13 protein-coding genes are annotated in these 14,104 nt (G+C 36.2%); 10 read left to right on the top strand and 3 right to left on the bottom strand.

Going from position 1 to position 14,104, the window contains the following annotated elements; all coding sequences use genetic code 11:
- The first annotated feature begins 102 nt into the window (after positions 1-102).
- The 5 genes from LC457_RS05195 to LC457_RS05215 all read left to right on the top strand — a co-directional run bounded on the left by LC457_RS05195 (position 103) and on the right by LC457_RS05215 (position 5,733).
- Positions 103-1,296, top strand: coding sequence for a pyridoxal phosphate-dependent aminotransferase (locus LC457_RS05195; RefSeq protein ID WP_223598921.1), 1,194 nt, complete (start codon positions 103-105; stop codon positions 1,294-1,296).
- Between the two features lie 33 nt (positions 1,297-1,329).
- Positions 1,330-4,269, top strand: a complete 2,940-nt coding sequence (locus tag LC457_RS05200; RefSeq protein ID WP_223598922.1) for a pitrilysin family protein — start codon at positions 1,330-1,332, stop codon at positions 4,267-4,269.
- 147 nt (positions 4,270-4,416) lie between these two features.
- Positions 4,417-5,049 carry a peroxiredoxin gene (locus tag LC457_RS05205; protein WP_034698496.1) on the top strand — a complete coding sequence of 211 codons (633 nt, stop codon included), beginning with the start codon at positions 4,417-4,419 and terminating at the stop codon, positions 5,047-5,049.
- A gap of 127 nt (positions 5,050-5,176) precedes the next feature.
- The gene (locus LC457_RS05210; RefSeq protein ID WP_213279141.1) at positions 5,177-5,485 is read left to right on the top strand and encodes a co-chaperone YbbN; all 309 of its coding nucleotides are present in this window, start codon (positions 5,177-5,179) and stop codon (positions 5,483-5,485) included.
- A complete protein-coding gene (locus LC457_RS05215) occupies positions 5,485-5,733 on the top strand; it encodes a hypothetical protein (protein ID WP_002980002.1) in 249 nt (82 codons plus the stop codon). Before LC457_RS05210 ends, LC457_RS05215 begins: the two co-directional genes overlap by 1 nt.
- Before the next feature lie 749 nt (positions 5,734-6,482).
- Here LC457_RS05215 and LC457_RS05220 read toward each other — a convergent pair.
- The 3 genes from LC457_RS05220 to LC457_RS05230 are packed head-to-tail and all read right to left on the bottom strand — an operon-like array spanning position 6,483 to position 8,735.
- Complete coding sequence (locus LC457_RS05220) at positions 6,483-7,172, bottom strand: Bax inhibitor-1 family protein (RefSeq protein WP_223598923.1); 690 nt, start codon at positions 7,170-7,172, stop codon at positions 6,483-6,485.
- A 41-nt stretch (positions 7,173-7,213) separates the two neighbouring features.
- Positions 7,214-7,651, bottom strand: coding sequence for a peptidylprolyl isomerase (locus LC457_RS05225; protein ID WP_223598924.1), 438 nt, complete (start codon positions 7,649-7,651; stop codon positions 7,214-7,216).
- A gap of 49 nt (positions 7,652-7,700) precedes the next feature.
- On the bottom strand, positions 7,701-8,735 hold the full coding sequence (locus LC457_RS05230; RefSeq protein ID WP_223598925.1) for an acyl-CoA reductase: 1,035 nt from the start codon (positions 8,733-8,735) through the stop codon (positions 7,701-7,703).
- Between the two features lie 59 nt (positions 8,736-8,794).
- Between LC457_RS05230 and LC457_RS05235 the strand changes: the two genes are divergently transcribed.
- The 5 genes from LC457_RS05235 to LC457_RS05255 all read left to right on the top strand — a co-directional run bounded on the left by LC457_RS05235 (position 8,795) and on the right by LC457_RS05255 (position 14,103).
- Entirely contained in the window at positions 8,795-9,145 is a 351-nt protein-coding gene (locus LC457_RS05235) for a 4Fe-4S binding protein (protein WP_047375361.1), read from the top strand.
- A gap of 111 nt (positions 9,146-9,256) precedes the next feature.
- Positions 9,257-10,321: a 3-phosphoserine/phosphohydroxythreonine transaminase gene (gene serC, locus LC457_RS05240; protein ID WP_223598926.1), complete on the top strand. Its 1,065-nt coding sequence runs from the start codon at positions 9,257-9,259 to the stop codon at positions 10,319-10,321.
- Between the two features lie 110 nt (positions 10,322-10,431).
- Positions 10,432-11,397: a D-2-hydroxyacid dehydrogenase gene (locus LC457_RS05245; RefSeq protein ID WP_223598927.1), complete on the top strand. Its 966-nt coding sequence runs from the start codon at positions 10,432-10,434 to the stop codon at positions 11,395-11,397.
- 2 nt (positions 11,398-11,399) lie between these two features.
- Entirely contained in the window at positions 11,400-12,644 is a 1,245-nt protein-coding gene (locus tag LC457_RS05250; protein ID WP_223598928.1) for a DUF1015 domain-containing protein, read from the top strand.
- Positions 12,645-12,699: 55 nt separating this feature from the next.
- Complete coding sequence (locus tag LC457_RS05255; protein ID WP_223598929.1) at positions 12,700-14,103, top strand: M28 family peptidase; 1,404 nt, start codon at positions 12,700-12,702, stop codon at positions 14,101-14,103.
- Position 14,104: the final 1 nt, after the last annotated feature.

A 14,104-nucleotide genomic window follows, 5' to 3' on the forward strand; every position in this document is an offset into this window, starting at 1 on the left:
AGAAAATATATTCAAAACCTGACAAAAATCTTTTAAGTACCCCTACTTTTATTACCCCCAGAAGACGTTTTTATTATATATTTGTTAAAATTCAAAAAATAGATGGATAAACTTTCAGATAGAGTAAAAAGATTAGGATACTCACAGACATTCGTAATGTCAAACAAAGCCAGAGAAATGAAAGCCAACGGAATAGATGTAATCAGCTTAACTCTTGGCGAGCCGGATTTCGATGTTCCGGACAATATCAAACAGGCAGCTTTTGATGCCATCAACCAAAACTACAGCCACTACTCTCCTGTTCCGGGATTTCTGGAACTGCGTGAGGCTATTGCTTATAAATTAAAAAGAGATAATAATCTGGAATACAAACCTACCCAGATCTGTGTTTCAAATGGTGCCAAACAAGCTATTTTAAACGTTCTTGCATCTATTATCAATGATGGTGATGAAGTTCTTCTTCCTGCTCCGTATTGGGTAAGCTATGATGAAATGGTAAAAATGATGGGTGGAAATTCTGTAATGCTTCCTACCTCTTATTTAACAGACTTTAAAGTAACAGCAGAACAGCTTGAAGAAGCTATTACAGATAAAACCAAAGCGGTACTTTTCAGTTCTCCATGTAATCCGTCGGGGGGGTATTACACTTACGACGAATTAAAATCCATTGCAAAAGTTATCGCCAAATACCCTCAGGTAACGATAATTTCTGATGAGATTTACGAGTATATCAATTACGAAACAAAAACAACTTCTATTGCACAGTTTCCAGAAGTATATGAACAGACAGCGGTAATCAACGGAATGTCAAAAGCATTTGCCATGACAGGATGGAGAATTGGATATTCTGCATGTCCGGAATGGCTGGCAAAAGCTTGTGAAAAAGTACAGGGACAGATGACCAGCGGAGCTAACACCGTGGCACAGAGAGCCTCTATCACTGCATTGAAAACAGACCCTTCTGAATACAGATACATGATTGATGCCTTCAAAGAAAGAAGAGATCTTGTATACGAACTGATCCAAGAAATCCCAGGATTCAAAGTATTGCTTCCAAAAGCTGCATTCTACTTCTTCCCGGATATTTCGCACTATATCGGAAAAACCCTGAACGGAACTGAAATTAAGAACTCTGATGACTTTGCCATGTTCCTTCTGGAAAATGCTCATGTAGGATGTGTCGGCGGATTCTCTTTCGGAAGCCCGGAATGTATCAGATTCTCTTACGCTGCATCTGAGGAAGATTTGAGAGAAGCAATGAAGCGAATCAAAAATTTATTGGAACAATTCAACTAACAAATTAATAACCCAAAATAAAGCACAACAGCAATGAATCTGTTAAAAAAACTAACCATCGCAACGAGTATTGCCGCTGCAAGTTTTGCAGGACATGCTTTTGGCCAGGATTTCCAGTGGAAAGAAGGAAATTCTAATGGCTATAAGTATAAATACGTTACCAACGACCCTACTTCCGCAAGGTATTATACCTTAAAAAACGGATTAACAGTTATTTTGAGTCCAACAAACAAGGACCCAAGAATTCAAACGTATATCGCCACAAAGGCAGGAAGCAAAACCGACCCTGCAGATCACACGGGTCTTGCCCATTATCTGGAGCATATGCTTTTCAAAGGAACCAATCAGTTTGGATCTAAAGACTGGGCGAAAGAAAAACCTCTTTTAGACCAGATTGATGCTCTTTACGAAAAGTACAACCAGACTAAGGATGAAGCTAAAAGAAAAGAAATCTATAAAGAGATTGACAAGGTTTCCGGAGAGGCTGCAAAATATGCAATTGCAAATGAATATGACAAAATGATGGCCGGTATGGGAGCTGACGGAACTAATGCCTTCACTTCCTTTGAGCAAACGGTATACACAGAAGATGTACCATCCAATGTTCTTGACAAATTTCTTGCTGTACAGGCTGAAAGATTCAGGGAGCCTGTTTTAAGACTCTTCCACACAGAGCTTGAAGCAGTATATGAAGAAAAAAACAGATCTCTTGATGATGATGGGGACAAAGTTTTCGATACGATGTTTGCCAACCTTTTCCCTAACAATAACTACGGAAAGCAGACAACCATCGGAACGATTGAACATTTGAAAAATCCTTCTCTACACGCTATCAGAGAATATTACAATAATTATTACGTTCCCAACAACATGGGAATCATCATGTCCGGAGATTTTAACCCGGATGAAGTGATTGCAAAAATAGACAAGGCTTTCTCATACATGAAGCCTAAAGCAATTCCTGAATACAAAGTTGGACAGGAAAAAGCAATTACAGCTCCAATTGTAAAAGAAGTTACAGGGCCTAATCCTGAAAATGTAATGCTTGGTTTCAGATTTCCTGGTGCTTCCACGAAAGATGCAAGAATGCTGAACCTTGTTGGAAACATGCTGACCAACGGACAGGCAGGATTGATTGATCTTGATCTTGTAAAAAAACAAAAGTTACTGGGAGCCTATGCAGGTTCTTATGCTTTAAAAGATTATTCAGTATTACTTTTACAAGGTAAACCCACTGAAGGACAATCTCTGGATGAAGTAAAAAATCTTCTTCTTCAGGAAATTGATAAATTAAGAAAAGGAGAATTCTCTGATGATCTTATTCAGTCTATCGTGAACAACGAGAAGAAAGGTATTATTCAGAAAGATGAAAAATATTCGTCAAGAGCAAGCATCCTGATGGATGAATTCACTTCAGACGTTGACCACAAAGCGACACTTGAATATGTAGACGAAATTTCAAAACTGACGAAAAAAGATATCATGGATTTCGTATCCAAATATCTTCAGAATAACAACTACGTTGCGGTTTACAAAAGAAAAGGTGAAGACAAAAGCATTGTAAAAGTTGACAAACCAACAATCACTCCGGTTTCCGTTAACAGAGAAGATCAGTCCCCTTTCCTTAAGAAGATTGATGAAATGCCTGAAAACCCTATTGCTCCGGTATGGTTAAATTATGATAAAGACATCGCTAAAAACAAATTAGCCGACGTAGACGTACTTTCTGTAAAAAATACAGACAATGCGCTATTCAGAATGTATTATCACTTTGATTCCGGAAAATGGAACAACAAAATCCTTCCTATAGCTGCAGAATATCTTCAGTATTTAGGAACTAAGGACAAATCTTCAGAAGTTATCAGTAAAGAGTTTTACAAACTTGCTTCAAGCTTCAATGTAGGTGCCGGAAATGAAGAAACCTATGTTTCTCTTGAAGGTTTAAATGAAAACTTCGATAAAACGATTGCTTTATTTGAAGATCTGATTAAAAACTGCCAGGCAGATCAGGCAGCTCTTGACGCTTACAAAACAAGATTGAAAAAAGCCAGAGCGAATGCAAAGCAAAATAAAGGAACCATCATGGCCGGACTGAGAAGTTACGCACAATATGGCGCACAGAATCCATTCAACAATGTACTGAGCGATGCTGAACTTGATGCATTAAAGGCAGAAGACCTTATCAATGTACTTCACGACCTGTTCAATTTCAAGCATAAAGTATTGTATTACGGTCCGAAATCAGGAAACGAGGTGGTAGCATCTCTTAAACCTGTTCACAAGCTTCCTGCAACCTTAAAAGATCTTCCTAAGTCTAAAACTTTCGCTCAAATCCCGACGGATAAAAACAAAGTACTATTTGCTCATTATGACATGGTGCAGGCAGAGGTTTTCTGGGTAAGAAACGCAGATCAATACAATCCTTCAACGACTCCTACTGTAAGCCTGTTCAACAACTACTTCGGAGGTGGAATGGGATCTATTGTTTTCCAGACGATCAGAGAATCTAAAGCACTGGCTTATTCTACGTACTCTTATTTTGCACTTCCCAGCAAGAAAACAGACAAGGATATGATTATGGCTTATGTAGGAACACAGGCAGACAAATTCAATGAGTCTACAACGGCAATGAATGAGCTTTTAACTACCCTTCCAAAATCTGAACAGTTATTTGAAACCGCAAAAAGCGGATTGAAAAAATCGATTGCTTCTGAAAGAATCACTCAGGACGGAATCATCTTCTCTTATCTGAAATCTCAAAGACTTGGAAACAACTTTGACATGAGAAAGAATGTCTATGAACAGGCACCAAAACTGTCTTTCACAGACATCAATACATTCCACGATAAGGAAATGAAAAACAAAAACTACACATACTGTCTTGTCGCCTCTCAAGATAAAGTAAATGAGGCTGATATGCAGAAATTAGGTGAGGTAAAAAAACTTAATTTAACCGAAGTATTTGGTTACTAAAATAAACAAAAAGCCCTGTTGTCAGGGCTTTTTTATTTAACAACACGTCAAAAATAATTATAGATTTTATTTATCAATATTTGTTTGTTCGATAGATGAATCTTTCATATCTTTGCCATAGAAATTTAAATATAAAAACAGAAAATTATGTCTTTAGTAGGAAAAAAATTCCCAAATTTAACAATTGACGCAATGTCGGAAATGGGTGACGATCTAAGAATCAACATCCTTGATGAAGCAGTAAACAACCAGCAAAAAGTTCTTTTATTCTGGTACCCTAAAGATTTCACTTTCGTATGCCCAACTGAGCTTCACGCTTTCCAGGAGGCTTTAGGAGAGTTCGAAAAAAGAAATACTAAAGTAATCGGTGCATCTTGTGATACTAACGAAGTACACTTCGCATGGTTGAACACACCAAAAGATAACGGAGGTATTGAAGGAGTAACTTACCCACTTTTAGCTGATACACACAGACAATTAGCAAACACTTTGGGTATTGTTGACCAGGATTTCGAATATGATGAAGATGGAAACGAAGTTTTCACAGGTTCTAACGTAACTTACAGAGCAACTTACCTTATCGACGAAACTGGAAAAATCTTCCATGAAGCGGTAAACGATATGCCTCTGGGAAGAAACGTAAAAGAATTCTTAAGATTAATTGACGCTTACACACACGTTCAAAAACATGGTGAAGTATGTCCTGCAAACTGGGAAGAAGGAAAAGATGCAATGAAAGCTGACAGAACTTCTACAGCAGAATACTTAGCTAAGAACTAATATAATGTGTTAATTTGAAAATGAGATAATTTGAAAATTAATCTCAGGATAGTTAAAAATTATCTCATTTTCTTCTTTACAAAGCATTGACACATTTTTCAAATTAATAAATTTTCAAATTACAATCATGTACACAGAATTAACCGAAGATACACTACAAAATATAGTTAACGACAACGAAAAAGTAGTTGTTCAGTATGGCGCAACATGGTGCGGAAACTGCAGAATCATGAAGCCGAAATTCAAAAAACTAGCATCTGAAAATGATTCTATTCCATTTTTATATGTAGATGCTGAAAAGCTTCCTGAAAGCAGAAAATTAGCAAAAGTGGACAACTTACCTACTTTCGCGATCTTTAAAAACGGAGAATTGGTAAACCAGGTTCAATCTAACCAGACAGAAAGTTTAATTAACCTTTTTAACGAATTAGCATAATGAAATTACCCGTAATCAGACAGTTTTATCAGAATCAGACTCCTGAAAACCTTGAAAAAACATTAGAGGTACTGGAAAGTTTTTGCGAATTCAGAGGAACAAGCGAAGAAGACTTAAATGTTGCAGGAGAATTGATTACCAACATTTGCGGAGCTTTAGAAGTTCACGCCAATGTACAAAACGGAATGAGTGAAAAAGATGCTTTAAACTCTTTTGCTCAGAAAGTTTTAGGATCAATCGACAAATAACATCTTTTGATTATTTTTAATTAAAAGATTGTAAAAAACACAAAATACAATACCTGAGGTTTTCCTCATTACTATACTTTTTCTATTCTTTAAGAATCTTTTTCCATCAACAGTAAAACTTACTTCAAAGGACCTTAACCAGTCTCATGAAGCTGCTAGTTGCATGAAAACTTTTAAAGAATATCCAATAAAATCCGGTGAAATTTCATTTGGATTTTTTGGGTTTATGGTTTAAAACACAAATTTTCGCACAAATTTCACAAATAAATATTCACAATCATCTGTGTGAATCTGTGAAATTTGTGGTTATAAAAAAAATTACAATCACTATAAGTTTTGGCTAAAGCCATCGGAAGGTAATCACAAAAGACAAACGGGCTAAAGCCCGTTCCTATTGAATCAGTGTTATTCGTGAAACCATAGTGACAATTTGTGTTTAATCTTAAATATCACAAATATTTTGATACAAATTTCACAAATAGAAGGATACAAAATTCATTCATCAAAAAATATACGCAATCATCTGTGTCAATCTGTGAAATCCGTGGTCAAAAATAATCTCTATAAGTTTCGGCTTAAGCCTTTGGAAAAGATTCATTTAAAATAAACGGGCTAAAGCCCATTCCTATTGATATTATTGAATTCGTGTTATTCGTGAAAACATTTGTGAATTTTGTGTTTAAATAATAAAAAAATCCCAATGAAATATCACCGGGACTATTATTTTAAAAGATAAGACAACTCATCAATTAGTTTCTTCTGCTCATCAAAATACTCAGAATATACCAGAATAAAAGCATGATAGAAGCAAATAACTGTAACGCTGCTCCTACATATTGGTTAGTCCCATACGAGTCTTTTAATTTACTTGTCTGATATAAAATGGTAGCTGAAGCTAGAATTACCATTCCAACTGAGAACCACAATCCAAGGTTAAAACCAAAGATCATTCCTCCCGCAATCAGCCCGATGGAGATAAACCCGCCAATTACAATGATATTTCTCAGGAAAGAAAAATCTCTTTTAGAAGTAAAAGCCACCGCTGAAATACCTGCAAACATTGCGATAGTTAAAGTAGCAGCCTGGAAGATTACATTTGAACCACCTGCCATATTGGTTGCAATAAAAAGCAGAGGCATAAATATAATTGCTTCCAAAAGGATATAAAAACCCAGTCCTAAATACTGAGTAGATTTACTTTGGGAAAGTGACCATTTAGAAGCTAAAACAGAAGCTAACCAGAAAACTCCAATGATCAGTAACCAAATATATTTCTGGGCAAACATCATGAAAATAATTTCTTTCGGAACAGTTTTCAATAATATCGTTTCAACTCCAATAAATGCAAGAATAGATAAAGCAACATGCAAATATGTCTTCTTGTAAAAACTCGCCTTCTCCACGTCCGAAGAATGAGCGACTAAAACATCTGTCATCATAGTTAATATTTTTTTTATTAATCGAAATTAAATTTTTAATCTTATTTCGCAGGCAATACGCCGAGAATTTTTCCGTCATCCTCAAATACGGCTGTAATAGCTTCATTGGATGATGATTCTCCGGCATACTTATATTTAATGCTTGGATGATTAGTTCCATCCATTGTCTTATAATATCCTGCCTTTAAGATTTCAAGCTTTTTATTTGGGTCAATGCCTTCTTTGACCTTTTTAAGAACTTTATCTGTTACAATTTCCTTTACTTTTTCAGAAAGCAATCCGTCAATTGTCTTACGGTCTGAAGCCTGTAAAGCATCAACAAACTTAAGAAAGTTATCATTATACAGACTTACTTTCTCTTTACTTATAGCAGCCGGTTGCTCTTTTTTCTGGTTGCCCTCAACCTTTACACCTGCTACTTTCTGAGCAAATATCAACTGTGCACCCACGAGAGCAATTCCCAGCAATAATTTTTTCATAGTATTCATTTTTGTTATCTGGTGAAATAAGTGATGGAAGATACGAAAATCAGACCAGTTCTAAAAATTTCATTGTATCTACATTATCTGCATAAGTATCAAGCCCCGGATTTTGTGCTTCCCCAAACGGAATAGCATTCAATCCCAACTCTTCTTTAGACACCACACACTGAATATTTTCTTCGTTTTCAGCAATAAATGTTTTTACGTCATCCAAAGATTCATATCTGCTGAAATTGATTACAGAAAGCGGACTGAAAAGTTTATCATCTTCTTTCAGCATTACAAAATTATTATCCCAGAATTTATCCTGATTTAAAAGATAAACCGCTCTGTTATAATCATAATTGTTGGCATATTTATTATGATTGATAATATCCTGAAATCCTAAGAAATTTTCAAATAATCTGTCAATAACAAAATCCTGCGGAATGAAAATTCTTGTCACATTTCGACATCCAAGTCCAAAATACTGGAAAATATCTTTTGCCAGCAGCTGCAGTTCTTCATCTGTTTCATCACCTTTCAACACAGCAACAGAAGTTCTGTTCTTACGGATAATGCTTAGATGATTCTTAAAATAATATTCCAGATATCTGGCTGTATTATTGCTTCCTGTAGCAATTACTGCATCAAAATTTTCTAATTTCTCTACAAATTCAAATACGACATTCCCATCAGAAAATTCATTCCATTTTTTTAATAAAAACGGAACCATGTATTTATCTTTTGAAGACAGTTTAATAACAGGAATGTGATTGCTCAACACAACAGACATTACATCATGAAAGCCTACTAAAGGAATATTTCCGGCTAAAATAAGTCCAACTCTTTTTGAAATTTTAGAGATTGAATAATTTCCCAGCCAGTTTTTGATATTTTCTTCAGTCAAAAGATCAGCCCATTGCTGTAAAGCAAATTTCTGATTATCAATAGTAAACCATGGATTCTCTATTTCAGACCTTTTCAATAATAATTCAATATCTGCATCATCTTCATTGTGATCTTCCGGTTTCTTCGCTAAAAACGCTTTTATATAATCACTTAATTTAATAAGTCCTAAAACTTGATTTTCGGTATTCATAATTACTTTAAAATTGGGGAATATTTTGTAATTTTGTGCAAATTTAAAAAAAATTAGCGATGGCTATTAAAATAACTGATGAATGCATTAACTGTGGGGCTTGCGAACCGGAATGTCCAAACAATGCAATATATGAAGGAGCTGTAGATTGGAAAGCTTCTGACGGTACGGCTCTTCAAGGTACAATTACAATGCCGTCCGGACTCACTGTAGATGCAGATGCACCACAGGAACCTGTAAGTGATGATGTATATTTCATTGTAACAGATAAATGTACAGAATGTAAAGGATTCCACGAAGAACCTCAGTGTGCGGCGGTTTGCCCTGTAGACTGTTGTGTTCCTGACGAAGATCACGTAGAATCTGAAGAATCTCTTCTTAATAAAAAAGCATTCTTACACGGCGAATAAAAAAATTCCGTCTCATGATCTGTGAGGCGGTTTTTTTGTCCAAAACCCAATTTAACCAAAAATAAAGCTGAAGGAATATACAATCCGGAAGCAAACCAAAAAATAAAAAATATGAACAAAAAGCACAACTTCAGCGCAGGGCCATGTATTTTGCCACAGGAGGTATTTGAAAAATCAGCACAGGCTATCCTGGACTTTAACGGTATCGGATTGTCTCTTCTTGAAATCTCTCACAGAAGTAAGGATTTCGTAGCTGTAATGGACGAAGCGCGTGCAATTGTAAAAAGACTGATGAATCTTGGTGATGATTATGAAGTCCTTTATTTAGGGGGTGGTGCCAGCCTGCAGTTTGCCATGGTACCATACAACCTGATGAAAGTAGGAGGAAAAGCAGCTTACCTGGATACAGGAACATGGGCAGCCGGAGCCATCAAAGAAGCAAAAAAAGTAGGAACAGTAGATGTGGTAGGTTCTTCTAAAGAAGAAAATTACTCTTTTATTCCTAAAGGTTATACAGTAGGTTCAGAATACGACTATTTCCACTGTACTTCCAACAACACAATCTACGGAACTCAAATGAAATCTTTTCCTGAAGTAGACACGCTGATGGTTTGTGACATGAGTTCTGATATTTTCTCAAGACAGCTGGATTTTTCCAAGTTTGATCTGATCTATGCCGGTGCTCAGAAAAATATGGGACCTGCAGGAGTTACCTTAGTGGTGATCAAAAAAGAAATTCTTGGAAAAACAGGAAGAGAAAATATGTTTTCGATTCTTGATTATTCTCAGCACATCGCTAAAGAATCAATGTACAATACACCGCCGGTATTTCCTGTGTATGCATCTTTGCTTACCCTTCAGTATCTTGAAAAAAACGGAGGAATTGCAGCTGCAGAACAAAGAAATGAAGCTAAAGCCAAGCTTTTATACGATGAAATCGACAGCAATCCCCTATTTGAAACTTTCTGCGTAAAAGAAGACCGTTCACTGATGAATGTTTCTTTCAAAATCACAGATGAAAGCAAGAAGGAAGAATTTGACAATGCATGGAAAGCAGCAGGTATCAGTGGATTAAACGGACACAGAAGCCTGGGCGGTTACAGAGCAAGTTTATACAACGCTTTACCTATTGAAAGCGTACAGGTTTTGGTGGATGTAATGAAGTCAATAAAATAGCTTATATTAGGCGACCGAAAAATAAAAGATATCAGACAACAGATGTTGGATAACAGACCTCAAAATCTGGCTTCTTACATCTTCAATCTAAAAATCTAATAAAATAACTCATGAAAGTTTTAGCAAACGATGGAATCTCAAAAGCAGGAGAAAACGCTTTAAAAGAAGCCGGAATTGAAATCCTGGACAATAGAGTGGCTCAGGATCACGTTATTAATTTTATCAACGATAATAATGTGGACGTCCTTCTTGTAAGAAGTGTAACGAAAGTGAGACAGGAACTGATTGATGCATGTCCCGGCCTTAAAATCATTGGAAGAGGCGGTATCGGGATGGACAACATTGATGTAGAATATGCCAGAAGCAAGGGTATTAAAGTAATCAATACTCCTACGGCGTCTTCAAAATCGGTGGCAGAGTTGGTTTTCGGGCATTTCATTTCACTGGCAAGATTCCTTCACGAATCCAACAGACTGATGCCTCTGGAAGGAGATACTCATTTCAGTGCTATGAAAAAGTCATTCAGCAATGCATATGAACTTTCAGGAAAAACATTAGGAGTAATCGGCTTTGGAAGTATTGGCCAGGAAGTTATAAAAATAGGAATTGCTTTAGGAATGAAAGTAAACGTTCTGACAAGAAGCCCGAAAACAGAAGTTCTTACCCTGAACTTCTTCAACGGACAGTCTGTCGACTTTGAAATCACGTCCACCAATGATATGGATGCGTTCCTGAAAGATGCAGACTTCATCAGTATCAATACGCCGAAAACGAATGAATATATTATAGATACCCCTCAGTTTGAAAAAATGAAAGACGGAGTCTATATTGTAAATACTGCAAGAGGAGGTGTCATCAATGAAGTGACACTGATCGATTTTATTGAATCAGGAAAAATAGCCGGAGCTGCATTGGATGTTTTTGAAAATGAACCAAGCCCTGAGCTTCCTTTACTGATGAACCCTGCACTATCTCTTTCTCCGCACGTTGGAGGAAATACAGTAGATGCTCAGGAAAAAATCGGTATCGAACTTGCAGAACAAATTATTAAGCTACAAAAAGAAACTATAAGATAAATATGCCTGTTTTTAAACCTTTCCGTGGAATAAGACCTCATAGAGACTTCGAGAGTACTTTCCCTACCCATCCACTGGATAATTTTACCCAGGAAGAGATTGCTGAGAAGGCTCAAGTTGAAAATACTTACATCAATATGATTAAACCCTATGTTGTAAGTAAATCTAAAGATATTGACCGGAACCTGCGAAAGATCCGTTCTACATTTGAAGAACTTCTGGACGAGAAGAAACTGGTCCAGGACAATTCAGCCTACTATCTTTATGAGCAGATCTACCCCAATAAACAGGTGTTCCGAGGACTTCTGGGATTAGCAAGTATTGAAGATTTCTGGAATGGAAAAATCAAAAGACATGAAAGTACCATTCCTCAGAAAAAAGAAAAACTGGCTCATTACCTTGAAAAAGTAAACCTGCAGGCAGAACCTGTATTGCTTACCTATCCGGCCAACTCAAAAATTGAGCTGCTGATGAATCATGAGGAGAAAAACGTTCCTATCTTCAATCATGTAGATACTATCGGTATCAGACATAAAATCTGGAGAATAGACAACCGTCTGAAGCTGCAGCAGTTTAAAGAAGTAATAGATCAGATTGATTCATTTTATATTGCTGATGGACACCACAGAATTGGTTCTACAGCAATAAATGCAAAATATCATAAGGAGAAAAACAAAAAACATAATGGTACAGAGCTTTACAACTTTGTCTACAGTTTTATTGTTTCCAATCAGTCTATTAAAATTCATGATTATAACAGAATTTTACATGACCTGAATGGTATTTCTCCCGAAGATTTCCTGAAGGAACTTGAAAAATATTTCCTTATTCATGAAAAAGGAGAAACCTCCTACTACCCTTCTCAGAAGTTCCATATTTCAATGTATATGGATGGAAAGTTCTACTCTCTTCATGTGAAGCACGATCTTCGTTCCAAAGAGATGTCTCTGGATAACCTGGATCACCATCTTATTGACAAGTATATTTTCAAAAATATCCTGAAAATTGAAGATCCGGATAGCTCTGAGCTTATTTCTTATGTAAAAGGAACTTCCAATATCAACGGAATCAATATTTTAAAAGAGAAGGTAGACAGTGGTGAAGGCAAAGTTGGTTTCGGAATTTATCCTGTAAGTTTTAACGATATGATTAAAATTTCGGATTTAAGATTAAGCATGCCTCCAAAATGTACATTTATTGAACCAAAATTGATTACAGCTCTGGTAATGTACGATATGAAACCTTAATAAATTCCTATTTTTTCCCTATTTTTATCAAAGGAAAAAGAAAGGTAAATAAAAAATGAAAAAAATATTCATTATACTTCCACTCTTTTTGAGTGGATTTTTATTTTCTCAAAAAAAGCCACAAAAAAATCCGGCAAAAAAAACAACTATTGCCAAATTCAATTATCATGATGAGTTCAGAAAAATTTCAGATGAAATCATGACCAATGGTAAGGCTTATGACAATCTTGGAGAACTTACAAAAGGAATCGGATCACGTTTCAGTGCAACTCCCGGTTATACAAAAGCCGTAGAATGGGCAGAAAAAAAGTTCAAGGAAATAGGTATTGACATGATCTGGAGACAAGAAGCCAAAGCACCTGTCTGGATCAGAGGAAAAGAATCTTTACAGATAAAAGCCGGAAATGGAGATTGGAAAAACATCAAAATGCTTTCTTTTGGAAACTCTGAAGGTACGGGTGGAAAAGACATGACAGGTGAAGTTGTCTTAATTAATACCACTTCAGAGCTTAATGCCATGTCCATAGGCCAGTTAAAAGACAAGATCGTTTTCGTGAATGTTCCTATGGATCCGAAAATCATCAATACAAGTAACTCCTATTTACAGACTGCAAAATCAAAATTAATATCCGCTTCTATTATTGCTAAAACGGGTGCAAAAGCATTAATTATAAGATCACTGACAACAGCTACTGATGATACTCCTCATGCTAAAATGATTTATTATGAACCAGACGATAAAATTAAAATTCCTGCTTTATCCATTGGAGTAAAATCTGCAGATGAGCTGGAAAAAACATTGAAAAAGCAAAAAGTTACCGCTAAAATCAACATGACTGCTGAATCAAAAGGAGACACTACAAATCCAAATATTATTGCTGAAATTCAGGGCAAAAAAGATTCTAAAGTGATTGTTTTAGGTGCTCAGCTGGATTCCTGGGATTTTGGTGAAGGTGCCATTGATGATGGAACAGGTGTGGTACAGTGTATCGAAGTTTTAAGAACACTGAAAGCGCTTGGGTACGAAAATAACCATACTATCCGGGTAGTCCTTTACGCCAATAGTGAAAACGGAGGCCAGGGCCGTGAGATGTATGCCGCTTTTGTAAAAAAGAGAGATGAAAAACATGTTTTTGCTTTAGGAACAGATGCCGGAGGTTATTCTCCACGAGGATTTTCTCTGGATATGTCACCTCAAAGAAGAAGATTAATCTACCCATGGAAAGAATATTTCCTTCCTTATGGCGTTTATGATTTTGACCAGACAGAGGCAATTCAGGATATTTCGCCTTTAAAAAAACTTGATATTCCCTTAGCAGAGCTGGTGGTAGATACACAAAGATATTTTGACTACCATCATTCCGAACAGGATACTTTTGACAAAGTGAATAAAAGAGAACTTCTTATCGGAGCGGTTGCTATCACACAGATGATTTTTATGGTTGATAAAAACTGGTAAT

The organism is Chryseobacterium sp. GVT01B, assembly GCF_019970045.1.
In the GTDB taxonomy this organism is placed as follows: Bacteria; Bacteroidota; Bacteroidia; order Flavobacteriales; family Weeksellaceae; genus Chryseobacterium.